Source organism: uncultured Aquimarina sp. (genome assembly GCF_947492405.1).
Taxonomy (GTDB): domain Bacteria; phylum Bacteroidota; class Bacteroidia; order Flavobacteriales; family Flavobacteriaceae; genus Aquimarina.
In genome coordinates, this window is the sequence record NZ_CANLMP010000007.1 from 205,211 (window position 1) to 230,032 (window position 24,822).

A 24,822-nucleotide genomic window follows, 5' to 3' on the forward strand; every position below is an offset into this window, starting at 1 on the left:
GTATGTTTACCCTTCATCTTCATCCTCTATCTCCGGGTCTTCACCTTCTGTGGCTAATACATCAGTATGTAGTTCTTCGGTTTCTTCTAGGTTGTCAATAGAACAAGAAGTAAGGTTCGCGCCCATAAATAAGGCTATCATTATATACAAAATTGATTTCATTTTCTTAAAAATTTTAGGATTTAAGCAAAGGGGATACTGTCCGAGTTTTTACTCAGGTATGTATGCTTTGCAGACTCAGTTAAAAGGGAGTACTCCTTTGTTTTTTGGAAAGTGAAAATCCGAAGCGGCAGCGTTTAGCTACTTTCCAATTGGCTGAATACCAACCGCATTACGGAAATCCGTAGCAACGAGTTTTGTACATTTGTTATGTTAGCATTTCATAACAAGAACTTGTTGTTGATACAAATCTAGAATATACTGTTGAGGCAGTTATAGACACATATTCGACTTGTTTTAGTCAAGTTTTCGACACCTTTAAATACAAGTGTTTTCATTGATCTTGTCGAATACTTGTCTAACAATTAATTTTTCTTTTTAAATAATGGATCAAAAAATAGTAGAGAAAGTTGTTAGAGAAATGTTTGAAAAAGCAAAAAACGGGAGTGTTTCTCATTCCAAATATGCATTATCAAAGTATATTTCAGAAGAAACAGATAATTGTATTAAAACAAAAACAGCTGAGAGAGCCTATGAAAAATATATCCTCGGAAGAAAAAGAGGAAATCCTCAAGGTGAAAGTGTAGATAATTTTTGTAACTATTTAGGATATAAAAATTACAAAGAATATGTAGAAAAAAATAAGGTTCCAGTTAATAGAGGGGGTACAATAGTCGATACGCCACCTAGTGAACCTCCAATAAATGGTTACGTTAAAATTACCATAGGAACAGTAATATCTATATTCTTAATAGTATTCATAAACTCACAAATCAAAAAAGGAGATAATAAGATCAATGCTAACAGTAAATGCATGGCTTGGGTAGAAAATAGTTATAAAGAGATCTCCTGTGATTTAGAATTTCATCCTGATTCTGGGGCAAAAACAGAACCCTATGATGCAAAACGCTTGAAAAATTTTACGAAAGTTGAGGTAACCGCGAGTTATGATTTTTTTGTTGGTAACAATACTAAGAAACCGAGAATTTGGTATTATAAGAACAGCAATGATGAAATTGAATATTTTACGTCTTCAGGTATACATCCTACCAATGGAGAAACTTTGAAGAAAATTACACCACATATTATAGATACGTATGTCCCTAAACATATTTTTAAACCAGATTCTTTTATTGATACGAATACTGAAAACAAACAATAACCCTCATAATCCTTTGCAGAAACTAGCTATCCTGTATGCAAATTGTATGCACATGAAAAAAGGCTTTAGAAAGAAAATCTCTCTAAAGCCTTGTTATTATTAGTGGAGAAGATGGGACTCGAACCCACGACCTCTTGACTGCCAGTCAAGCGCTCTAGCCAGCTGAGCTACATCCCCATTTTTTCTTGTGGTGATGTAGCGAAGCGCCTGTCCGCCGCAGCGTAGCGTTGGAGGAAGCTACATCTCCGGAATATTCACTAATCACGCAGAGCACCCTTAAGCACTAACAAAGGAATTCTACTTTCGAAATCTTTTTTCAATATGGTGTTCTCTTCCCATAGTTTGGCAAAAAAACCTCTTCTACGCCTAAATACACATAATAAATCTGGATTATTCTCATTAAGATGTTCTAAAACTCCCTGAAACAAGGTTGCATTTTCTGAAGATTTATAGGATGTTATAATTTCTGCTAAATCTTTTTGAAATTCTACATCCTCTGGCAAAAAATCTTTTGTCTTTACCTGAAGTAGCTTTATTTCTGAATTAAAAGCACTTAAAATTTCTTTTATAGGATTCAATGCATTTTGCTTTTTAATGACTCCTGATTTGATAGCCATCAATGTCTTATTAATTGGCTTAAAAACATAATTTTCAGGAATAATTAATACAGGTATCTCTGTTTTCTTTACTAAACTTCCAGAGGTTTCTCCAAGAAAATAAGAATTTTTGATATCATGGCTTTCCGCACCCAAAACAATTAAATCAATAGAGTGCTTTAGATTGAATTCTGGTATAGCTTCTAATAAATCACCTTCTAATGGTAACGCAATTAGATCTACACCTTTTTTATCAACTTGAGCGAATTTTTCTTCAATCGTAGTAACTGAAATATCTTTTAGTGTTTGGTTGACAGAAGGAATACTACCCGATCTAGGTAATTCTTTAAAAATCTGCACGGCATATACTGTTCCACCTAATTCTTTTGCAAAATCTATAGTGTATTGCAGTCGAGCGATACTAACTGAGTTTTCTGATAAACCTAAAGGAACAAGAATGTTTTTCATTACTAAGCTTGATTTGTGAGTCAGAATGCAAAATTACAATTTTTGAATAGGAAACAATACTTTTTAAAAGCTCATAATTCTATAGATATCGCTTCTTTTCTTAAAGTTTATATAAAATCTGTCCTGACATATGCCAAATCATTACTGTAGAAAGAATAGTTCGTATTTTTGGCATTTGAAAAAAAGTATGATTCGTAAAGCGATACACTCAGATTTGGATGCTATACATAAATTAACACAGGCTTGTGCTAAAGCTATGATAGCTCGAGAAATTTATCAATGGAATGAACACTATCCAACTCGATCTCGTTTTCAGAAAGATATAGAATTACAAGAATTATATGTTCTGGAAGAGGAAAATCATATTAAAGGTATTATTGTAGTTACAGAATTGATGGATGATGAATACATTCCGATCCAGTGGCTTACGGAGGATCAAAATAATCTATATATCCATCGATTAGCAGTACATCCTGATTATTGGGGTAATGGACTTGCACAACAATTAATGAATTGGGCGGAAGCCTTTGCAGTAAAGAATGAGTATCAATCCATTCGCCTGGATACCTTTAGCCAAAATAAAAGAAACCACAAGTTTTATGAAACCAGAGGATATAAAAGGTTGGGGAATATTTTTTTTCCAAAACAAAGTGAACATCCTTTCTATTGTTACGAATTAGTGTTGTGAGTAGTGTTATAAGTTTTAAAAATATAAACCGATTAGCCATTCCCGCAATTATAGCAGGTATTGCAGAACCTGTATTATCGGCAACCGATACTGCGATTGTTGGTAATATACCTGTTCATGGTACAGAATCACTTGCTGCTGTTGGGATAGTAGGATCGTTTTTGTCTATGCTCATTTGGGTATTAGCGCAAACTCGCGCTGCTATCTCGGCGATTATTTCACAATATTTAGGAGCAGGAAAATTAGATGAAGTAAAAACATTACCCGCACAGGCGATACTTTTTAATATAGGTTTAAGCGTTACTATTCTTCTTGCGACTGTTCCGTTTATAAAAGAAATCTTTATGCTTCTAAAAGCAGAAGGTCAGGTGCTGGAATATTGTATTTCATATTATAGTATTCGTGTATGGGGATTTCCACTATCACTATTTGTGTTTGCTATTTTTGGAATTTTCAGAGGGTTGCAAAATACATATTGGCCAATGATCATAGCACTTATTGGAGTCGTCCTTAATATTATCTTGGATTTTGCTTTGGTGTATGGAATAGAAGGTGTTTTAGAACCTATGTATCTTGAAGGAGCTGCATGGGCAAGCTTGTTTTCTCAAATTCTGATGGCTATTTTGTCACTTATATTGCTGCTTAAAAAAACAGATGTATCATTACGATTAGAAAAGCTTTGGCATCCAGAGATGAAGCGTTTTTTGGTGATGAGTGGAAATCTTTTTATTCGGTCATTAGCATTAAACACCACTTTACTTTTAGCCGTATGGGAAGCAACAAGCTTGGGCACAAATTATATTGCAGCACATAGTATCGCTATACAACTATGGTTGTTCTTTGCTTTTTTTATTGATGGGTATGGTGGTGCAGGCAATATATTAGGAGGTAGGTTGTTAGGGTCCAGAGATTATAAAAACCTAATTGTCATGGCCAAAAAAGTGAATATATATGGAATCATAGTAGCTTGTATTCTTGGAGGACTTTCTCTGTTAATTCCAGAACAGCTAGGATTGATTTTTACTAAAGATCCAGAGGTATTAGCTATTTTCAATGGTTTCTTTTATTTGGTAGTAATAGCATTGCCGATAAATGCATTGGCGTTTGTTGGTGATGGAATATTCAAAGGACTTGGTGAGACTGGCTTTTTGCGTAATGTATTGTTAGGGTCTACCTTTCTAGGTTTTATTCCTACTTTGTTATTAGCACGATATTTTGATTGGAAACTATACGGAATATGGATTGCAATAACCGTGTGGATGTTAATCAGAGGATTAGCATTGGTAATAAAATTCAGGAATAAATATTATCGATTGGCAACTATTTAGAATGCAAATTTTAAAATAGCCATTACAATAACCACATATAAACAAATCAGAACAGCTACTAATCTGAACTTTTCCAAATACTTTTTTTCCATAGTTCAAAAGTAATTTAAGAGATCAAAATTGCAAATACGTGGAAATACGGGTTTATACAATACGATAATACGTAGTATCAGAATCTAAAATATTATCTATTTTTATCAAAAATCTAGCACAATGACCACTACACGTTCCAACGGAAGTTTATATACACATATAGAAAATCACATTGCTACTCTAGAATTTGGGCACCTCGCAAGTAATTCTTTTCCATCAGAATTGTTAGATAGATTAACAAAAGCTATCGATACCTTGTCTAAAGATTCCTCTGTTTATGTGATTATTTTAAAATCAGAAGGAGAAAAAGCATTTTGTGCCGGAGCCTCTTTTGATGAATTAATATCAATTATAAACCTCGAGGAAGGAAAACAATTCTTTTCAGGATTTGCCAATGTGATTAACGCAATGCGAAAATGTAAACAACCTATTATTGGTAGGATACAAGGAAAAACTGTAGGTGGAGGTGTAGGATTGGCTTCCGCTTGTGATTACTGTATGGCAACAGAAGCTGCATCGATTAAATTAAGTGAATTGACTATTGGGATTGGACCTTTTGTAATTGAACCAGCAGTATCTAGAAAAATAGGGTTAGCTGCATTCGAAGCATTGGCTTGGGATGCTTCACAATGGAAGAATGCCTATTGGGCGAAAGATCAAGGATTATTTTCCAGAGTCTTCGAAACTATCTCCGAGCTGGATAAAGAAGTCCAATTATTTGCAGAGAAATTAGCCAGTTATAATCCAAAGGCAATACAGGCAATGAAAGAAGTAAATTGGAAAGGAACAGCTCATTGGAAGGAGCTACTAATCGAAAGAGCAGCAGTTTCAGGAGAATTAGTACTTTCTGAACTTACAAAGAAAGCATTAGAAAAGTTTAAAAAATAAAACATGGATATACTCAATTTTTTAGGAGGTAATGGATTGTTTCTGATCTTAGGAATTATATTAGTAGTAGTTTACTTTTATAATAAAAGAAAGAGAAGATAATGTTCATTAACTTTGCAGAAAGTTACAAAGCGACAAATGAGTAAGATCAGAATCACCAAACAATTTTCTTTTGAAACAGGTCATGCATTATATGGTTATGATGGAAAGTGCAAAAATGTCCATGGACATAGTTATAAATTAAGTGTCACTGTCATTGGAAGTCCTATAACCGATACATCTCATGTAAAATTGGGGATGGTGATCGATTTTGGAGACCTTAAGAAGATTGTAAAAGAAGATATAGAAGATGTCTTTGATCACGCAACTGTTTTTAATAAAAACACACCACATATAGAATTGGCCAAAGAACTGGAGCAAAGAGGACACAATGTTATTTTAGTAGATTATCAACCTACTAGTGAAAATATGGTGATTGACTTTGCTAAAAAAATTAAGGCCAGGCTTCCGGAAAATATATTATTACATTCACTAAAGCTTCAGGAAACCGAAACTTCTTTTGCAGAGTGGTATGCATCTGATAACGATTACTAATAAATATTTTTTATCATCTAATAACGTACATGAAACTTATAAATCTTCCAGAAGGTAAAAAGATATACTTTGCATCAGATAATCATTTGGGAGCTCCAACCTCTGAAGAGAGTTTTCCGAGAGAGCAAAAGTTTGTACAATGGTTAGATACTGTTAAAAAAGATGCTGCAGCGATATTTTTGTTAGGAGATCTTTTTGACTTTTGGTTTGAATATAAAACAGTAGTTCCTAAAGGGTTTACGAGAACACTAGGGAAACTGGCAGAAATTACCGATTCGGGAATACCTGTATACTATTTTGTAGGGAATCATGATCTTTGGATGAACGGTTATTTCGAGGAAGAATTAAACATCCCTGTATTTCATAAACCTCAAGAATTTGGTTTTAACAATACAACATTCCTTATTGGTCATGGAGATGGATTAGGACCTGGCGATAAGGGATACAAACGCATGAAAAAAGTGTTTACCAACCCTGTAGCCAAATGGTTTTTTAGGTGGTTGCATCCAGACTTAGGAGTAAAATTAGCACAATACCTTTCTGTAAAAAATAAATTAATTTCTGGTGATGAGGATGTTACATTTCTTGGAGAAGATAATGAATGGTTAGTACAATATTGTAAGCGAAAATTAGAGGCTAAACATACAGATTACTTTGTCTTTGGTCATAGACACCTTCCTATGGAAATTGAGCTGAATTCAAATTCGAGATATACCAATCTAGGAGATTGGATAGTGCATTACACCTATGCTGTTTTTGATGGTAAGGAAATGAAGTTGGAGCAATATAAAAAGGATAAAAAAAGCGGATAACCTAGATTGATCATCCGCTTCAAAAAAAATCTAAGGATTGATTTTATTGTTTTGTTATTTTTTTAGTAATCACTGTATTATCTAATCGAACTTTTATAATATAAAGTCCACTCGAAATCATTTTTTGTTTCATATCATTTAATGAAACAGATTTAGTACCTGATTCCATAACACCCGTATTCTTTTTTGCAATACTATTCCCTTTTAGATCTATAATTTCAATAGATGAATAGCTCACTTTTTTAGGTAATGAGATCGTTAGATTAATATCATCAGAGGTCATCGGAATTGGGTATACACTAATCGAATAAGGTTCTATAGTTTCTTTAACTAATTCATTTAACCTGTTTGTGTTTAAACCTTTAATAATAAATTTTTCCCAAAGCCCAACAGCGTCTCTATTACAGTTGATAGCTTTAGTACCATTTTCATGACTTACATACTTACCATTATTTCCTTTAATGGCATAAAGATCACCTCCTAAAGATTCTAAAGTAAATTTCTCCCAAGATCCTACAGCATTTCTATTGCAGTTCATTGGTTTAGTACCATTTTCAGAAGCTACATATTTACCGTTACTACCTTTAAAACTTACTGTTCCGTTTCCTGCTGATTCAACAATAAATTGTTCGTCCGTTCCAGCAGAATTTCGATTGGCTCGCATCGTTCTGGTGCCACCTTCAGAGCTTACATATTTATTAATACTTTGTCCTAATATAGTCACAAAATCATTGGTTTCTCCACCATCTCCATTACCTACAGTAAAGGAAATAGTTTTTGTTGTTTTTGCTCCTTTGTTATCTGTAGCTTCTGCTTTTAATGTGTAATTTCCTTCTCCAAGATTCTTTAAGGCGTTATCCTGATTGTTATTATTCCATGTATATGGGCTAACATTTTCTTGTCTTATAAAAGAATTATTAAGATATAAGCGTACGTTACTAACACCATCATTATCAGTTGCACTAACGATAGCTTCTATGGTTGCAGGTGCAGAAAAAGTGGCATTATTGGAAGGAGTGGTAAATGAAATGTTAGGACCAGTATTATCTCCGCCTCCGCTTCCACCAAATCGAGGTCTGGAACTTAACCAGTTCATATCGAATTTAGGTCCTTTACATTGACACCCTTGACTGCCTTGGTCTACACGACCAGGACATACTTTTTCGTCCTTAATTCTCTTACCTTGTATAGTAATGGCGTCGTCATGTCCAGGTTCGTTACCACATTGTATCGTATTATATCTGGGATCTCCATTTGCTAGATCCCTATAACTAGGATGTTTTTTAAGCTCATCACAAATATCTTTAATATTTCTCCCTTGTCCATTGATATCGATTTTGAAATTACCAACACCGTGATCAAAAGAAGATTTACAAAAACAAAAGCCATTTGCTTGATAGCTATCCTTCCACGAATTTGCATTAGGAACAATTCTCACACCTTGGTCAAAAGTATCTTGACCAGTGCAACCTGTATCTGGGACATTGGCTATAGCATTATCGGTTGAACTTTGTTGTTGCGCGTTCGATTGCTGTGCGAGCATTAGGTTAGCAGTAAATAAAACTGCCAAAATGTTTAAAATAAATAATTTACGTTTCATAGTTTTCGGTTTTAAGAGTAAATGGTTAATAAGGTATTATTAATTTTTTGGAGATATGTTTAGACATCTACCAACTATAAAAATAGTGTAATAATGTGAATTTCAGAGACAAAAAGTAGAATTCGTAACGGATGAATGAGCTTTCGTATAAACAGGTAAAATGGATTTCTAAAAGTGATAGTTTATTCACCTAGAAGTGATATTATATTAACTTTTTGGTTTAAGTTCTTGAAGCAATAATTTCTTTAGAAATGTGTATTCTTATTTCTTTAGCATCTTCTATCGAATTAGGATGTTCAATAAAGATTACTCGATTGTTAAAAATAGCTTCAATTAGGAAATGATTTCCATTAAAATAAGACTTCTTTACTATAGCTGTTAGATTGGAATCTTCTACTATTTTTAATTCATGCGGGTATAAGAGAACCGTTTTGTCATTGTCATAATCTGGTACAACAGAAGAAATTGATAATTCATTTACTTCCCCAAAAAGAGAAGCGATATAATAGTTATCAGGATTTTGATATATGTTATGAGTATTCCCTTTGGTAATAATTTCACCTTTATGAATTACAATAGTTTCTTCAGCAAAGGATAGTATGTCTGTTTTATCATGAGTTGCAGTAATACTAGTAATTTTATTTCTTTTTAAGTAAGCGAATAGATTTCTACGCAAGGAACTTCGTCTGAAATTATCAATATTTCCAAAAGGTTCGTCTAATAATAATAACTCTGGTCTTTTAGCCAGTGCTTTTGCTAGTGCAACTCTTTGTTTTTGACCTCCACTTAGGTTTTCAATTTTAGTATTGGCAAATGGAGTCATTTCTACTATTTCCAGAAGTTCATTGACACGACCAAGTTTTAGTTCTGGTTCAAAATTAGATAGATATTGACCTATATTTTCTGAGACAGTTCTGTAAGACTGAAGCTCAAATCCCTGAGAAAGATATTTCATATTTTCTTGTCCGGGAACTAAATTATAAGCTGGTCCTAATATCTTTTGATCATCCCAAAATAGCATTCCTTGATCTACATCCAAAAGTCCATAGATGATTTTCAATAAAGTGCTTTTTCCGCAGCCGCTAGCTCCGATGAGTGCAATATGTTGTCCTTTTTCAATAGTAAAATTGATGTTTTTTAAAACCGGAACGGTATCATAAGCGAAGGAAACATTTTTAACTGTAAGCATATTTCAAATATAAATAACTTCAACAAAAAAATCCGTCTCTTTTCAGAAAACGGATCTTTTAATTTTAATAATAAAATAATTATCCTTTTATCTCATCATTTACTTGTTCTGGTAAGACTTCATACCCCATGTTAAATAAAGTAAAGCTAAAAATATCGGCATACTGCTCAATTGTCTTTTTAACAGGCGTTCCTGCTCCATGACCAGCGTTGGTTTCTATTCTAATCAATGTAGGATTGGTTCCTTTTTGTTTTGACTGCAATTCTGCGGCAAATTTAAATGAGTGTGCAGGTACAACACGATCATCATGATCTCCGGTTGTAACCAGTGTAGCTGGGTACTTTACACCTTCTTTTACGTTATGTACTGGAGAATATCCCTTTAGGTATTCAAACATTTGCTTATCATCTTGTGCAGTTCCATAATCATATGCCCATCCAGCACCAGCGGTGAAGGTGTGATAACGTAACATATCCAATACACCAACTGCAGGTAGTGCTACTTTCATTAAATCAGGACGCTGTGTCATTGTAGCTCCTACTAACAATCCTCCGTTTGAACCTCCTCTAATAGCGAGATACTCACTGGAAGTATATTTGTTTTCTATTAAATATTCTGCAGCTGCAATAAAGTCGTCAAATACATTTTGTTTTTGCATTTTTGTTCCTGCATCATGCCATTTTTTACCATATTCTCCACCTCCTCTTAGGTTAGGAACAGCATAAATTCCGCCTTGCTCCATCCATACAGCATTGGCAATACTAAAAGAGGGAGTAAGACTGATGTTAAATCCACCATAAGCATACAGTATGGTTGGGTTTTTACCAGTAAGTTCTACTCCTTTTTTATGAGTAATAATCATTGGAACTCTAGTACCGTCCTTAGAGTTATAGAAAACTTGTTTGCTTTCGTAATTCTCCGGATTAAAGTCTATTTTAGGCTTACGATATAATTCTGAAGTACCTTCTGCTATATTGTACTTATAGATGCTTCCTGGAGTTTTATAATTGGTAAATGAGAAGTACAATTCTTTTTCCTCTTTTTTAGTACCAAAACCACTTATGGTTCCTACGCCAGGTAATTTTACATCACGTACTAGTTTTCCATCATAATCATATTGTAATACTTTGGATACTGCATCTTCCATATATTCTGCAAAGAAATAGCCACCTCCGGTATTAGGACTTAATACATTTTCGGTTTCAGGAATAAAATCTTTCCAATTCTCTGGTGTTGGATTAGCAGCATCTACCGTGACAATTTTTTGGTTTGGTGCATTTAGGTTGGTAACCAGATATAGTTTAGATCCTACATTGTCAATAACATAAGTATCACTATCTGTATTATCTAAAATAGTGATTAGTTTGCTGTTAGGTTTAGTGAGATCCTTAATAAATAATTTGTTTCCTGATGTAGAGGTGCTTGCCGAAATAATTAAATATTTATCGTCTTCTGTTGCGCCACCATATATATATCTATGTTTTTCTTCGGGAGTACCTCCAAAAATTAACTGATCTTCTTTTTGTGGCGTTCCTAGTTTGTGATAATACACTTTGTGTTGATCTGTTTTGGCAGAGAGTTCACTTCCTTTAGGTTTATCATAACTAGAATAGTAAAAGCCTTCATTTCCTCTCCAGGACATTCCCGAAAATTTAATGTCTACTAAGGTGTCTTCTATAATTTCTTTGGTTTCTGAGTTTTTGATAATTATTTTTCTCCAATCACTACCTCCTTCAGAAATAGAATAGGCGAGTAATTTTCCATTCTTAGAAAAGCTAATTCCACCCAGAGAAGTTGTTCCATCTTCACTAAAGTTATTAGGGTCTAAGAAGACTTCAGGTTCATCACCTTCTTTTTTAAAGCGATAAATAACATATTGATTTTGTAATCCGTCGTTTTTATAAAAATAAGTATAATCACCTTCTTTAAATGGTGCTCCAACTTTTTCATAATTCCATAAACCGGATAATCGTTTTTTTAATTGATCTCTAAAAGGTATACTATCTAGATAACCAAAAGTAACTTTGTTTTGTTCGGTAACCCAGTCTTCCGTTTCTTCACTGCGATCATCTTCTAGCCAGCGATAAGGATCTTTAACCTTTGTATCAAAATAAGTATCTATAGTATCTACTTTTTTAGTTTCAGGGTAATTCAATGTAATAATAGTTTTAGCAGTTTCTATTTTTGTTTCTTCTTTACATCCTATTATAAATGAGATCAAAAATAGTATTAAAAGTGATTTTTTCATGATGAGTTACATTTTGCAGGCTAATAATTAGTTGAATATTATGTGTTTTATAAGTAATTCAACTTCTTTTTAATACCTATTGCGAGTTAACTCACAAATCTATTAAAAGTCCTAACTGCAATATGCTAAAGAAAGTATAAAAAAAAGACTGCTCCACTAACGATTATATAATTATTACACATTAGAGTGTTGCTTTGGGGTTTAGCAACGCTGCTTATCGTTTCATGTGGAGCAGTCGGAATTTTCCGTCCCCTAAGAAACGAAAAATTTTGCTTTTATGCCAGTAAAATTATATGAGTAACCTATTAAAACAAGCTTTTGAAAGTATTCCAGTTCGTGTAAATTAGGAATGCATTTACTAGAAAAACAAACGCTCCGGGAGCTATGTTTGCTGGATCAAGAGTAGCATGGAAGAGAATTATGTTTACAGAAATAGGAGCCATTAATACCAATGCAAAAGGCACTGCTTTATTGCTCACCAATAAAAGGCCGACAATTACTTCTATCAATCCGACAGTTTTAAGGATGTAACTACCAGCTAATGCTCCAAAAAGAACTCCAGCCTCAGGATTAGCAAACTCAAAATCAGGTAAAAAACCGATAAACTTATTGCTTCCGAAAACGATTAATAAGACTCCTAATAAGATTCTTAAGGCTAATATTATTTTAGTATTCATTGTTTTGTTTTTTTATGATTAAGTGATGTATTAGAGGGGTAAATGTTAAAAACCTTACAAATGTCATTAAAAACCGAAGTTAAAAAAATACCTTACACCCACTGAATACGAACCAATTGAAGTAATTTTAATCCCAGAAATAATGAGGCTCACACATTTTTTAAAACTCACTTTTTTTATCTCTTTGCTATGTACAATTCCTGTTATTGGACAGGATTATTTTTTAAAAGATAAAGCTCCTTTTATTCCGGAAATTCCATCACCCGAAGAATTCCTAGGATATCCAATTGGGGAACAACATACACGCCATGATCAAATTGTGGCATATCTCACAAAACTTGCGGAATTATCAGAAAGAGCATCTATTCAAAGCTATGGGAAAACGCATGAGAACAGGAAATTAGTAATGCTTACAATTACTACTCCCGAAAATCTAAATAACTTATCTAAACTTAAAGAACAACATCTGGCTTTTACCAAAACGTCTATTACTCCTGTAAACTATTATGATGTGCCGATTTTTGTTCAATTGGGATATAATGTTCACGGTAATGAACCTTCTAGTTCTGAAGCAGCAATGTTAGCTGCATATACTTTAGTGGCTTCTAATAGTACAGAAATAAAAACATATCTGGATAATGCAGTTGTATTTATTGATCCAACAATTAATCCAGATGGACGTGAAAGACATACCCAATGGGCTAATCAGTTTAAAGGTAGTCCATTAGTAAGTGATCCTTATGATGCTGAGCATAATGAAGGATGGCCTCGTGGTCGAACAAATCATTACTGGTTTGATCTCAATAGAGATTGGTTATTAGGTATTCATCCGGAAAGTCGTGGAAAATTAGCTTGGTATCATGAATGGTATCCAAATGTGGTTACTGATTTTCACGAAATGTGGACCAATAGCACCTATTTTTTTGAGCCGATGAAACCTATTGGCTCGCAAGATCCGATTATGCCCAAAGAGAATTATGAGGATTTGAATAATCTGTTTGCACCATATTTTTCTAATGCTTTAGATAATATAGGCTCTTTTTATTTCACAAAAGAAGCTTTTGATGGCACCTATCCGGGTTATGGATCATCTTATCCTGATTTACAGGGAGCATTGGCATTATTATTTGAACAAGCTAGTTCCAGAGGACATTTACAGGATACAGATTATGGAACAATTTCATTTCCATTTACAATTAGAAATCAATATGTTTCGAGCATGGCTACTATAAAAGCAGCTGTCGAAAATAAAGGAACACTCCGTAAGTATCAACAAAACTTTTTTAAATCTGCAGTTACTAATACTACAAAAAATAACATTTCGGGTTACGAGTTTGGAGATGCTTATGATCAGAATAGAAATAAAGCTTTTATTGATAAATTATTGCTTCATAAAATTAAGGTATATAAAAAAGGAGACCGATATGTTGTACCGGTAAAACAACCTCAAAAACGAATGGTACAGACCATTTTCGAAACCTATAATAAATATCGAGATAGTGTATTTTATGATGCCTCTGCTTGGAGTGTTGCCAATTTTTATAACTTAAAATATAAAAGTTTGAAATCTATAAGCTTAGGAGAAGAAATAACTTCTACCGAAGGAATAGCGACTATTTCAAAGGTTTCAAAATCTGATTATGCATATATATTAGATTGGGATGATTACAATGCCCCAGCAGCATTATATTATATGCAATCCAAGGGATTACTTGTGGCATCAGCCTTTAAACCATTTAGTATCATTACCTCCAATGGAAACAAAAGCTTTAACTACGGAAGTGTTTTGATTCCTGTAAGTAAGCAGAAAAAGAATAGTGATGAAGTATTTACAATAATTAAAGAAGTACAGGAAAAGTTTAATATACCGATTTTTAGCACAAATACAGGATTTAGTACGTCAGGAATTGATTTAGGAAGTGGTAATTTTAGAAAGTTAGATACGCCAAAGGCGTTGTTACTAATCGGAGAAGGAGTTAACTCATATGAAGCAGGAGAGGTATGGCATTTATTGGATACTCGAATTCATATGCCAATAACCAAGTTAAGAATGAGCATGTTTAACAGCGCTCCGTTAAAAGAATATAACACTTTGGTTATGGTTTCTGGAAGATACCAACAATTAGATTCTCTTCAACAGAAAAAAATAAAAGAATGGGTGTCTCACGGAAATACATTGATTACGATTGCAAATGCTTCGAAATGGGCTATTGACCAAAAAATGGTTAAAGAGAAATTGATCAAAATAGAAAAAGATACGATAAAGAATAAAGTTGTAAAACGATTACCGTATGTCGATGCAGGTGAAAATATTGGACGAGAACAAGTTGGAGGTGCAATTTTTGAAGTAGATCTTGATATCACACATCCATTAGGTTTTGGGTATCGATATGCTTCGCTGCCTGTGTACAAGAATAATGAGGTATTTATTGCCCCTAGTATGAACCCATACGCAACCGTGGCAAAATATACAGAAAATGCTCATATTGATGGATATATATCCAGTGATAATTATGAGAATTATTTAAAACCATCAGCTTCATTACTCGTGAGCGCCATAGGAAGTGGTCGCGTAGTTTTATTTGCGGATAACCCAAATTTTAGAGGTTCTTGGTACGGAACAAACCGTCTATTTCTAAATGCATTATTTTTAGGAAAGCATATCTATGTTCCTAGAGTCAGAGAGTAATTATTTATAAACTGAATTCGACGAAGCAAAAACTACTAAGTGTTGTTTATTGTTTAATATTTTAGAGAAAAACATCCTCTCCCAACCTCTCCTTCAAAGGAGAGTAGCTAAAAAGTCCCTCTTTGAAGAGGGATTTAGGGAGGTGTATTCAAATAGTTGTTAAAATATTGTTTTTTTTGATTAAAAATCTGAGGAATAGTTCTTAGACCAAACTCAGCTTTTTAATATAAAATAAAAAACCCTTGTTATACTTTTACAATAACAAGGGTTTTATAATAAAGGTTGGTTATTTAGCCGATTAAATTATTTTCTACTAAGTATTCTCCAATCTGTACAGCATTAGTAGCTGCTCCTTTGCGAAGATTATCTGCTACAATCCACATATTAAGAGCATTTTCTCTAGAATGATCTCTTCTTATTCTACCTACAAAAACATCGTTCTTTCCCTCTGCATAGATTGGCATCGGATATGTATTCGTATCTGGATTATCTTGTACAGTAACTCCAGAAGTGCTATTTAACAACTGCCGAATTTCATTTTCCTGAAATTCATTGTCAAATTCCAGATTTACACTTTCACTATGTCCTCCAACAACCGGAATTCGAATGGCTGTAGCAGTAACAGCGATAGTACGATCATCAAGAATTTTCTGAGTCTCATTAACTAACTTCATTTCTTCTTTAGTATATCCATTTTCCTGAAAAACATCACAATGAGGTATTGCATTACGGTGGATTGGGTATGGATATGCCATTTCGCCCTTTTCACCAGCATATTCATTTTCTAACTGCTGTACTGCTTTTACTCCAGTTCCTGTGATAGATTGGTAAGTAGAAATAATGGCACGGTTGATCTTATATTTCTTATGTAATGGTCCTAATGCCATCACTAATTGTATAGTCGAACAATTAGGATTAGCGATAATCTTATCATCTTTAGTTAAATCCTTAGCATTTATTTCTGGTACGACTAACTTTTTAGACGGATCCATTCTCCAAGCCGAAGAATTATCGATCACTGTGATTCCAGCATCTGCAAATTTAGGAGCCCATTCCTGAGAAGTACTTCCTCCTGCAGAAAACAATGCTACATCGGGTTTCATTTCTATAGCAGTGGATAGTCCAACTACTGTAAATTCTTGATTTTTATATGATATCTTTTTACCTATAGATCTTTCTGAGGCTACAGGAATTAATTCCGTTACCGGAAAATTACGTTCTTCTAGTACTTTTAACATGACTGTACCTACTAATCCAGTGGCACCTACAACAGCTACTTTCATCTGCTTTATTTATTATTGACTTCTTAATGACACAAAAATCGGTCTTTGTTTTTAAATTCCAGCAAATGTGCTGATTATTTCTATAAGAATAATGATTTTCTGAGATATTATATCAATTTAAACATTTTGTTATTTATTTAACAAAATGTAAAAAAGAACCGCTCTGTTTATAGAGCGGTTTAGTTAGAATATGTAGTATAGCGGTAGCTATAGATAATTCTTTTAGTATAGAGATTTTATTTTTTAAGTAAATCTCTGATTTCAGCTAATAACTCTTCTTGAGTTGGACCAGCCGGTGCTGCAGGAGCTTCCTCTTCTTTCTTTTTAGATTTTTCATAAGCTTTAAGAACAATAAAAATGAAAAGACCTACTATGATAAAGTTGATAATCGCTTGAATAAGGTTTCCATAAGTCATAACTGCTGCTCCAGCTTCAGTTGCAGCTGCCAGAGTCGCATATTCTCCACCATCTAAAGCAATGAATTTTTGAGTAAAATCGGTTCCACCCGTAATAACACCAACGATAGGCATAATAATATCCGCAACAGCAGAGCCTACAATTTTATTAAATGCACCTCCAATAACAACAGCTGTTGCTAATGCTACGATATCTCCCTTTAATAAGAAAGACTTAAAATCTTTAAAAAATCCCATTTTATTATATTTAGATAATTAGTATGCTACTAATTTAACAAAAATTAAGAGACAAATTAAGAATTACTGTAGGCTTAAAAATTACGTTTTTCGATAAAAATCAATTATTATCGATAATAATACGTTTTACTCTAGGAGAGATTGCTGTTAAGAGTTCATAAGAAATAGTACCAGCATCTTCGGCGATAATGGCAGCAGATGATGTATTGTCAAAAATAATTACCTCATCACCTTCTTTACAATCAATATCAGTGATGTCTATCATAATCATATCCATACATACATTACCAATAATAAAGGCCTTTTTACCAAGTATGGTAACAAAACCTTTTTTGTTTCCATATTGTCTGCCGATACCATCTGCATGTCCGATTGGAATGGTCGCAGTTTTGGTAAAGTTGTCTGCCTTAAAAGCTCTGTTGTATCCCAGAGTTTCTCCAGGTTCTAACATATGAATCTGTGAGATAATGGATTTTAAAGATGCTACAGGTTTTAATTCAGTATCATAAATTGTATCGTTACCATATCCATATAAACCTATTCCTGTTCGTACCATATCAAAATGCGCTTCGGGGTAGTTTAGTACTCCCGAAGTGTTAGATTGATGAAGCATGGGTGTGTAACCCAATTTGGAAATCATTTCTGAAGCAGTTTTCTTAAATGAATCGATTTGATTTAAAGTAAACTCTTTCTCATTATGGTCTTCACTTGCCGCTAGATGAGAAAATAATGATTGTATTTTGACTGTGTTAGTTTTGTTTAAATGATCTATGATGTATTCCACATCGTTCTCCCAAAACCCAATACGATTTAATCCAGTATTAAACTTAATATGAACAGGATATTCCTTTTGCTTTTCAGTCTCAGCTATTGCTATAAATTCTCTTAAAACTCTTGGACTATACAGACTAGGTTCTAGTTTATAATGTATTAATGCTAAAAAATTTATGGGTTGCGGATGTAGTACAAGAATAAGAGTTTTGATTCCTGCTTCTCGTAACGCAATTCCTTCAGAAACATAGGCGACAGCAAAATAATCGGCTCCTATTTTCTCCAAATGCTTTGCCATTACTAAAGCATCACTACCATAACCAGCAGCTTTTACTACAGCTAATAGTTTTACTTCTGGTTTGAGCTTACTTCTTAAATAGTTATAATTATGAGTAAGGTGCGCCAGGTTAATTTCCAGAACTGTTTCTTTTACACTACTCATTAGGTTTTTCAGAATTTTTAGATAATTCTTTAGGATCAGTAACCTCTATTTCTTTCACTTTTTCTCTTAAAGAAGCTTTGTAATATGCGGCACGACTTAATGGTTCGTACTCATCGGTTTCTCCGAGTAATACTAAATCATCTTTTTTTGATTTCCGAAAACTAAACTGGGCAAGATTACCGGTTCGCGTGCAAACAGCATGAACTTTGGTAACATATTCTGCAGTAGCCATTAGTGCTGGCATCGGTCCAAAAGGATTTCCTTTAAAATCCATATCTAATCCAGCAACGATTACTCGGATACCTTTATTAGCTAAATCATTACAGACACTTACAATTTCATCATCAAAAAACTGTGCTTCATCAATGCCCACTACATCACAGGTATCCGCCAGAATTCTAATATTAGCTGCTGCCGGAACCGGAGTAGAACGAATCTCATTAGCATCGTGAGAAACTACCATTTCGTCATCATAACGAACGTCGATGGCAGGTTTAAAAATTTCAACTTTTTGTTTGGCAAACTGTGCGCGTTTAAGTCTGCGAATCAATTCTTCGGTCTTACCCGAAAACATCGAACCACAGATAACTTCTATCCACCCAAATTGCTCTTTATGATTTACCGTATTTTCGAGAAACATTTTGTATTTTTCAGCGTCAATTAAAAGAAACCCTACTCCTTTAATACCAAATAAAATGTAAGATCATAATATGAAACAATCTTACATTTCACTTTATTATTTGGTATTGCTCTAAAGATGAGGTAAATTTATTAAAAAACAAAAAGCATAGCTCAAACGAACAAGAAAGTTATGAAGAAGAAATTGGAAGCAGAACTAATAAGCATTGCTCATAAGATACTACAAGGTAAGGATAGATCGACCTTGCCACAATTACAGGAAGAGGCGAGACAGCTATACGAAAAATTAAGTATTCTAAATTTTGCAGAATCTCATTTTGCTGATACCCAACCTACAATTTGGCAGATTAAAAGGGTTTTGGAAGAACAAAATACCTCGGAGATTCACGAAGAAGCTATAAAAAAGGTACAACCCAAACCGATTATTAGCTTAGAGGAAGAACCGGAAGCAGAAGAGACTTCTGCAACGATGTTTAATCTTGGAAATAAAGCGATTGAACCACCCGTAGAGGAATTCGAAGAACAAAAACCTGAAATCGTTATTGAAAAAATCAATGAGAAGGTGACTGAAGACCTCTTTGTTCCTGTTCCAAAATTTACGGAAGAAAATGTTTCATTATCAGAACCAGTATATGAAAAAAATGATAAAGAAGAGATCGGATCAGTACCACAAAGCATGCCAATTTTGGACAAAGTCAATGATGTAGATGAAAAACCAAAATCACTGAATGACCAATTAAAAAAAGGAATAAATATCGGTCTTAATGATCGTTTGGCTTTTATAAAACATTTGTTTGATGGAAGTTCTACCGATTATAATCGTGTGCTTTCGCAACTGAATACATTAAATAGTAAAAGTGGAGCGCGACAATTTGTTAAGAATATGGTGAAACCAGATTATAATAATTGGGTAGGAAAAGAGGAATATGAAGAACGTTTTATGGAGATTGTCACTAATAAATATGAATTCTAAGTAAGGATTAATGTTTTTTAATCACTAAAGACCTCAAGTAATAAAACAACAACAATTTATATGAAAATTATCTACTGGATTGCTACGATAGCAATGTGTGGAATTATGTTATTTTCTGCACAGATGTATTTTAGGAATACCGAAATGGTAAGAGGATTTTTTGAAAACCTTGATTATCCAACCTATTTGGTTATACCTCTTGCTATTGCTAAAATAGGAGGAATTATTGTGATTCTAACTAATAAAATAAAGTGGTTAAAAGAATGGGCGTATGCTGGATTCTTTTTTGATATGGTATTAGCCTATACCGCACATTATATGAAAGATGATGGTCAAGGATTATTTGCTACTTTAGGATTGATATTTTTAATCGTATCATATGCAACCGGTAAAAAAGTAAGGCCTTAATATATGTCTAAATTATACTTAGTTCCTACGCCTATTGGTAACTTGGAAGATATGACTTTTAGGGCTATTAAAGTACTCAAAGAAGTTGATTTAATTTTAGCCGAAGATACCCGTACCAGTGGAAAATTACTGAAACATTATGAAATTATGACACATATGCAGAGTCATCATATGCATAATGAACATAAAACTACAGAAAGTATTGTTAGAAGATTACAAAGTGGCGAAACGGTCGCATTAATAAGTGATGCAGGAACTCCGGCTATTAGTGATCCTGGGTTTTTACTAACCAGAGCATGTGTAGAAAATAATATCGAGGTAGAATGTTTACCAGGAGCAACTGCGTTTGTCCCAGCTTTAGTTAATAGTGGATTGCCAAATGACAAGTTTGTTTTCGAAGGGTTTCTTCCGGTAAAAAAAGGAAGACAAACCAGACTCAAAATATTAGCAGAAGAAACCAGAACTATGATCTTTTATGAATCCCCTCATAAGCTTATAAAAACATTAGGAAATTTTGTAGAATACTTTGGATCGGAAAGATTGGTTTCCGTGTCCAGAGAATTAAGCAAGCTCCACGAAGAAACCGTTAGGGGAACTGCTCAAGAAGTACTTTCTCATTTTGAAAATAAACCTCCCAAAGGAGAAATAGTTATTGTGGTTGGAGGTAAAAAATAATATATGAACATATCAGAATTTATTAAAAAACTTAGAAACACTACAGCAGAAATAACATTTCAGAATACAATGGATATTATAGATGCTCATTATAGTTTTGAACCTGTATCTTTTGTTAATGGAAATATGACCAATCAAGCTGGAGAAAACTCTGGTTCTTGTAAATTATTTTCTTTTGCAAAATTGCAAAACCTGGAGAAAGAAGAAACATTACATTGTTTTGGAAAGTATTATAGAGATGTTCTCGAAAACCCTGAAGGAACAGATCACCAAAATATTCGTAATTTTATGAAAGAAGGATGGAGTGGAATATCTTTTGAAGGTCAGGCACTAACCAAAAGACTCTTATAGTTTATCATCATCGCTATTCAAGCTTTTTCCGATTTCATCGATTGTTTTTAAGCTTACTGCTGCCTCATTAGAAGATTAATTTCTAAAGAAGGATATGCGTTGTATAGCGGTATTTTTTGAATCTAGTAATGAACTTGTTATAAAGACTTCTTTAAAAGATTTCTTATTTTAAAAAGTTGATCCTTCTGTAACTTTTTCCTGTTTGTGAATACCAATAGTCATAAAGCACACCAGAATAATAAAAAGATACTTATAGATGGAAACATTTATAATAAATGATTTTTTGAAATTTGGTTTGTTTTAAATACCATAAACCAATTTAAAAATCACAAGTATCTCTAAACGTTTTGATTATAGTATAATTATTGTTGCTTTAGTAGTAGTTGTACTATGGCAGTTACCCTATTTTGGATGGTTTCAATATCCTTTTCATTTATTAGGAACCTGGTTTCATGAAATGGGTCACGGACTAACTGCCTTGTTAGTAGGTGGTAATTTTGAGTATTTAGAAATTTATGAAAACGGAGGAGGTGTTGCCTATTATCACTTAGGAGGAAGCTATCTTTCATCTTCTATTGGTAATGCATTAGTAGCTGCAGGCGGATTATTAGGGCCAGCAATTGTGGGAGCGTTATTAATTGTATCAGCAAAATCGCATAGAAGTTCTATGATCGCTCTCAGAATACTGATAGGTGTTATGGTACTTTCCTTATTGCTATGGATCAGGTCTTTCTGGGGAGTGGCGGTAATGAGCAGTTTTGCTGTACTTTTATTTATTATTACCCTATTTAAAAGTAGAAAGTTAGAAGTAGTAGTAATTCTTTTTTTAGGCCTACAGTCCGTATTAAGTACTTATCTTCAGTTAGATTATTTATTTACAAAACAGTTCGAAAGAGATGGTGCTATTCAGATTTCTGATACGCAGGCTATTGCTCAGAACACCATCGGGACCTATTGGATATGGGCCATTCTTATCATTATAATAAGCATCTATTTACTTTGGAAGAGTTTTCGATATTATTTTAAGAGATAAAAGCCCTAGAACATGAGTAATTGTTCTATGTGGAAAACCCCTGTTTTAATAGGGTAATTACCCAATAATACTCAGTACATTCTTTGTTGAGTCATTTTTTGTTTAGTTTTAAGATATTTTTAATCACTTAATTAAAACCACAATGGAAAACGTACTCACACAATCAAAAGAAATACTTGAATATGAAGGTATTCTTTCAAAAGAATTTTTCGAAAGTTATATAAATAACTGGGCTACAGAAGAGGTATTATTACTAGCCAGACATTTTCATAAACTTAACGATACAAAAACACAATTTGAACGAGTAGATCGCTTTACTGCTGGCCCATCCGGAGTTGATATACTCAATGCAGTAAAACCTTATGGAATTGAAATTTTTAGGATTTATATGAGTCTTGATGGAGAAAGTAAAGATGATTTTACCTTTATTCCTATTATATATTTACTGTTAAAAGATGGTCTCGAAATAGCATTCCCTCTTATTCCAAAAGGAAGAGATAAATTAAATCCAGGAGTGATAGAAGAAACGGTAAATAGTGGTGGTCAGATAGTACCAGGTATTTTTAAGCAGATGATTACTCAAAATTGGGATGTCTTTGATGTTAATTTAATCGATGATCTTTTTGTTGCGGTGGACTCAGATACAAGAGGAAGACTTAGAGTTGATTTTTATGAGATAAATGGCGATCTACTTACTTTTATTAATGATAGCATCCTTGGTAATATTGAGGATTTTACTTTATACCCAGGAGTAGATATGAATAAATTTCAGAATAGAAATCTAATCTCTTTTACTCCTACTATCGGTATAGTGCCTAAAGAAACGGTCATAACAGATATTATATCCAGACATTCTATAATGGAAATCCCTAAAGGAGAAGGAGGTGAGATTTTTATGGAATACCTTAGACCTTGTCCTCCGACATGTCCTAAGTAATAAAACTAGATGAAATCTTAATTTGGTTTAAAAAACAAGCTTGATGAGTAAAATTTTATTTGAAAATTTAACACTAGTTGCTTCGGTTATTTTGCTAGTTCCCATCCTAGTGTCTATTTTTAGATTCAGATTTTTGGATTCATCTCAAAAAAAATTATTAGTTCTAGTTTTGACTACGGGTTTAGTGGAAATAATCTCTTGGATACTTTGGTATAAAAAAATGAATAACTTACCATTATATCATTTTTACGCAGTGATTGAATTTTTGCTGATCATTAATATATACAGAAAAGTATTATCTGGACTATTCTCTAAAAATTTCTTTATTATTCTGGGGATTGGTTTTGTAATATTTTCTTTGGCTAATACCTTATTTTTTCAGGATTTGTATACCTTTAATTCTAATGTGACAACTCTTATAGGATTACTGGTTATTTTTTTTAGTTTAAGCTATTTTTATGCTTTATTAAAAGAAGTAAAATATAGCGCTTTAGAAACTAATCCAATGTTTTGGATCAATTCTGGGTTTTTGATATATTTTTCGAGTAACTTAATACTGTTTTTTATTAATAACAATATGTTCAAGGGATCTACCGAAGCAAGTTATTTGGTTTGGGGACTTCATGCTATTGTAAACATTGTATTGACTGTTTTTTATACCATTGCTTTATGGGTGAATCCGAAGAAGCCATAACACTAAAGATCATCATTATTGGTATGGTGGTAATTTTTTTGCTATCACTATCAGTGATTATGTTTTTTATTGTATACCAACGCAGATTACTTGCTCAGCAAAAAAAGCATCAAAAGACAGAGTCAGATTATCAAAAAGAATTACTGAAAACGGCTATCCAGAGTCAGGAGGAGGAACGCACTAGAATAGCTAAAGAGTTACACGATGATGTAGGCGCTATGCTTACGACGACTAAACTTTATATTGGTCAGATAGAACCAGAATTGTCGCCAGAAGAGTTAACAGGCATAGCGGATAAAATAGGAGGATTTTTTGACGATATGATCCAGAGTGTACGCAGTATTTCTCAGGATCTAAGACCAGTTGTATTAGAGAAGTTAGGCTTCTTAGAAGCTATTGATAGCTTGGTACAAACGATAAAGGATTCAGGAAAAATCAAAATTTCTTTTGTAAATAATACTACACAGCCTATAGCTAAAACAAAGGAGTTGAATATTTATAGAATCATCCAGGAGTTAATTACCAATACACTTAAGCATGCAGAAGCTTCAGATATAAAAATTGAGATGAAGAATCAAAATGATTCATTAATAATTGTATATGAGGATAATGGAAAGGGACTAGATCAAAAACAACTTCAATACAGAAAAGGATTAGGACTAAAAAACATTGAAAGTAGGTTGTCTGTTTTATCAGGAACCATTAGTTTTTTAGAAGAAAAATCCGGAATGAAAGTTCAACTAAAAATACCAGAATGAGTACTCTTAACAAC

25 protein-coding genes and 1 tRNA gene are annotated in these 24,822 nt (G+C 33.4%); 15 read left to right on the forward strand and 11 right to left on the reverse strand.

Annotation, left to right across the window (positions count from 1 at the left end):
* Positions 1-6 precede the first annotated feature (6 nt).
* Positions 7-162, reverse strand: a complete 156-nt coding sequence (locus tag Q0829_RS22470) for a hypothetical protein (protein WP_298547168.1) — start codon at positions 160-162, stop codon at positions 7-9.
* A 382-nt stretch (positions 163-544) separates the two neighbouring features.
* Here Q0829_RS22470 and Q0829_RS22475 point away from each other — a divergent pair, with 382 nt between their 5' ends.
* Positions 545-1,321 carry a hypothetical protein gene (locus Q0829_RS22475; RefSeq protein WP_298547170.1) on the forward strand — a complete coding sequence of 259 codons (777 nt, stop codon included), beginning with the start codon at positions 545-547 and terminating at the stop codon, positions 1,319-1,321.
* A 103-nt stretch (positions 1,322-1,424) separates the two neighbouring features.
* Here the strand turns inward: Q0829_RS22475 and Q0829_RS22480 are convergent.
* Together Q0829_RS22480 and Q0829_RS22485 are read right to left on the reverse strand one after the other, a co-directional pair.
* Positions 1,425-1,498: transfer RNA gene (locus tag Q0829_RS22480), tRNA-Ala, on the reverse strand.
* A gap of 80 nt (positions 1,499-1,578) precedes the next feature.
* Entirely contained in the window at positions 1,579-2,385 is an 807-nt protein-coding gene (locus Q0829_RS22485) for a universal stress protein (protein ID WP_298547173.1), read from the reverse strand.
* Positions 2,386-2,572: 187 nt separating this feature from the next.
* Here Q0829_RS22485 and Q0829_RS22490 point away from each other — a divergent pair, with 187 nt between their 5' ends.
* The 5 genes from Q0829_RS22490 (at position 2,573) to Q0829_RS22510 (ending at position 6,788) form a co-directional block, all read left to right on the forward strand.
* The gene (locus Q0829_RS22490; RefSeq protein ID WP_298547175.1) at positions 2,573-3,073 is read left to right on the forward strand and encodes a GNAT family N-acetyltransferase; all 501 of its coding nucleotides are present in this window, start codon (positions 2,573-2,575) and stop codon (positions 3,071-3,073) included.
* The gene (locus Q0829_RS22495; protein WP_298547177.1) at positions 3,070-4,401 is read left to right on the forward strand and encodes an MATE family efflux transporter; all 1,332 of its coding nucleotides are present in this window, start codon (positions 3,070-3,072) and stop codon (positions 4,399-4,401) included. The genes Q0829_RS22490 and Q0829_RS22495 overlap by 4 nt, the downstream gene beginning before the upstream one ends.
* Positions 4,402-4,614: 213 nt before the next feature.
* A complete protein-coding gene (locus tag Q0829_RS22500; RefSeq protein WP_298547180.1) occupies positions 4,615-5,382 on the forward strand; it encodes an enoyl-CoA hydratase/isomerase family protein in 768 nt (255 codons plus the stop codon).
* Between the two features lie 138 nt (positions 5,383-5,520).
* Entirely contained in the window at positions 5,521-5,976 is a 456-nt protein-coding gene (locus Q0829_RS22505) for a 6-carboxytetrahydropterin synthase (protein WP_298547182.1), read from the forward strand.
* 38 nt (positions 5,977-6,014) lie between these two features.
* Positions 6,015-6,788, forward strand: a complete 774-nt coding sequence (locus Q0829_RS22510; protein WP_298547444.1) for a UDP-2,3-diacylglucosamine diphosphatase — start codon at positions 6,015-6,017, stop codon at positions 6,786-6,788.
* A 43-nt stretch (positions 6,789-6,831) separates the two neighbouring features.
* Here Q0829_RS22510 and Q0829_RS22515 read toward each other — a convergent pair whose 3' ends face one another.
* From Q0829_RS22515 to Q0829_RS22530, 4 genes are all read right to left on the reverse strand, one after another.
* Entirely contained in the window at positions 6,832-8,388 is a 1,557-nt protein-coding gene (locus tag Q0829_RS22515) for an Ig-like domain-containing protein (protein ID WP_298547185.1), read from the reverse strand.
* A gap of 220 nt (positions 8,389-8,608) precedes the next feature.
* Positions 8,609-9,577 carry an ABC transporter ATP-binding protein gene (locus Q0829_RS22520; RefSeq protein ID WP_298547188.1) on the reverse strand — a complete coding sequence of 323 codons (969 nt, stop codon included), beginning with the start codon at positions 9,575-9,577 and terminating at the stop codon, positions 8,609-8,611.
* A 79-nt stretch (positions 9,578-9,656) separates the two neighbouring features.
* Positions 9,657-11,825, reverse strand: a complete 2,169-nt coding sequence (locus Q0829_RS22525; protein ID WP_298547191.1) for a prolyl oligopeptidase family serine peptidase — start codon at positions 11,823-11,825, stop codon at positions 9,657-9,659.
* Between the two features lie 305 nt (positions 11,826-12,130).
* Positions 12,131-12,502, reverse strand: a complete 372-nt coding sequence (locus Q0829_RS22530; RefSeq protein WP_298547193.1) for a DoxX family membrane protein — start codon at positions 12,500-12,502, stop codon at positions 12,131-12,133.
* Between the two features lie 142 nt (positions 12,503-12,644).
* Between Q0829_RS22530 and Q0829_RS22535 the strand changes: the two genes are divergently transcribed.
* Positions 12,645-15,191 (forward strand): M14 family zinc carboxypeptidase, encoded by a 2,547-nt coding sequence (locus Q0829_RS22535; protein WP_298547196.1) that lies wholly within the window; start codon positions 12,645-12,647, stop codon positions 15,189-15,191.
* A 290-nt stretch (positions 15,192-15,481) separates the two neighbouring features.
* Here the strand turns inward: Q0829_RS22535 and Q0829_RS22540 are convergent, their stop codons facing one another.
* The 4 genes from Q0829_RS22540 to Q0829_RS22555 form a co-directional block, all read right to left on the reverse strand.
* Positions 15,482-16,474 (reverse strand): aspartate-semialdehyde dehydrogenase, encoded by a 993-nt coding sequence (locus tag Q0829_RS22540; protein WP_298547198.1) that lies wholly within the window; start codon positions 16,472-16,474, stop codon positions 15,482-15,484.
* A gap of 236 nt (positions 16,475-16,710) precedes the next feature.
* Entirely contained in the window at positions 16,711-17,127 is a 417-nt protein-coding gene (gene mscL, locus Q0829_RS22545; protein WP_298547200.1) for a large conductance mechanosensitive channel protein MscL, read from the reverse strand.
* 100 nt (positions 17,128-17,227) lie between these two features.
* On the reverse strand, positions 17,228-18,340 hold the full coding sequence (gene alr, locus Q0829_RS22550; protein ID WP_298547201.1) for an alanine racemase: 1,113 nt from the start codon (positions 18,338-18,340) through the stop codon (positions 17,228-17,230).
* Positions 18,333-18,980, reverse strand: coding sequence for a thymidine kinase (locus Q0829_RS22555; RefSeq protein WP_298547202.1), 648 nt, complete (start codon positions 18,978-18,980; stop codon positions 18,333-18,335). The genes alr and Q0829_RS22555 overlap by 8 nt, the downstream gene beginning before the upstream one ends.
* Positions 18,981-19,151: 171 nt before the next feature.
* Here Q0829_RS22555 and Q0829_RS22560 point away from each other — a divergent pair, with 171 nt between their 5' ends.
* From Q0829_RS22560 to Q0829_RS22595, 8 genes are all read left to right on the forward strand, one after another.
* Positions 19,152-19,952 (forward strand): hypothetical protein, encoded by an 801-nt coding sequence (locus Q0829_RS22560; protein ID WP_298547203.1) that lies wholly within the window; start codon positions 19,152-19,154, stop codon positions 19,950-19,952.
* A 60-nt stretch (positions 19,953-20,012) separates the two neighbouring features.
* Positions 20,013-20,360, forward strand: coding sequence for a DoxX family protein (locus Q0829_RS22565; RefSeq protein WP_298547204.1), 348 nt, complete (start codon positions 20,013-20,015; stop codon positions 20,358-20,360).
* A 3-nt stretch (positions 20,361-20,363) separates the two neighbouring features.
* Positions 20,364-21,035 carry a 16S rRNA (cytidine(1402)-2'-O)-methyltransferase gene (rsmI, locus tag Q0829_RS22570; RefSeq protein ID WP_298547205.1) on the forward strand — a complete coding sequence of 224 codons (672 nt, stop codon included), beginning with the start codon at positions 20,364-20,366 and terminating at the stop codon, positions 21,033-21,035.
* Positions 21,036-21,038: 3 nt separating this feature from the next.
* Positions 21,039-21,386 (forward strand): HopJ type III effector protein, encoded by a 348-nt coding sequence (locus tag Q0829_RS22575; RefSeq protein ID WP_298547208.1) that lies wholly within the window; start codon positions 21,039-21,041, stop codon positions 21,384-21,386.
* 364 nt (positions 21,387-21,750) lie between these two features.
* Complete coding sequence (locus Q0829_RS22580) at positions 21,751-22,419, forward strand: M50 family metallopeptidase (RefSeq protein ID WP_298547447.1); 669 nt, start codon at positions 21,751-21,753, stop codon at positions 22,417-22,419.
* 142 nt (positions 22,420-22,561) lie between these two features.
* The gene (locus Q0829_RS22585) at positions 22,562-23,356 is read left to right on the forward strand and encodes a hypothetical protein (RefSeq protein WP_298547209.1); all 795 of its coding nucleotides are present in this window, start codon (positions 22,562-22,564) and stop codon (positions 23,354-23,356) included.
* Positions 23,357-23,576: 220 nt separating this feature from the next.
* Positions 23,577-24,050, forward strand: a complete 474-nt coding sequence (locus Q0829_RS22590; protein WP_298547210.1) for a hypothetical protein — start codon at positions 23,577-23,579, stop codon at positions 24,048-24,050.
* The gene (locus tag Q0829_RS22595; RefSeq protein ID WP_298547211.1) at positions 24,026-24,808 is read left to right on the forward strand and encodes a sensor histidine kinase; all 783 of its coding nucleotides are present in this window, start codon (positions 24,026-24,028) and stop codon (positions 24,806-24,808) included. The genes Q0829_RS22590 and Q0829_RS22595 overlap by 25 nt, the downstream gene beginning before the upstream one ends.
* The last annotated feature ends 14 nt before the right edge of the window (positions 24,809-24,822 follow it).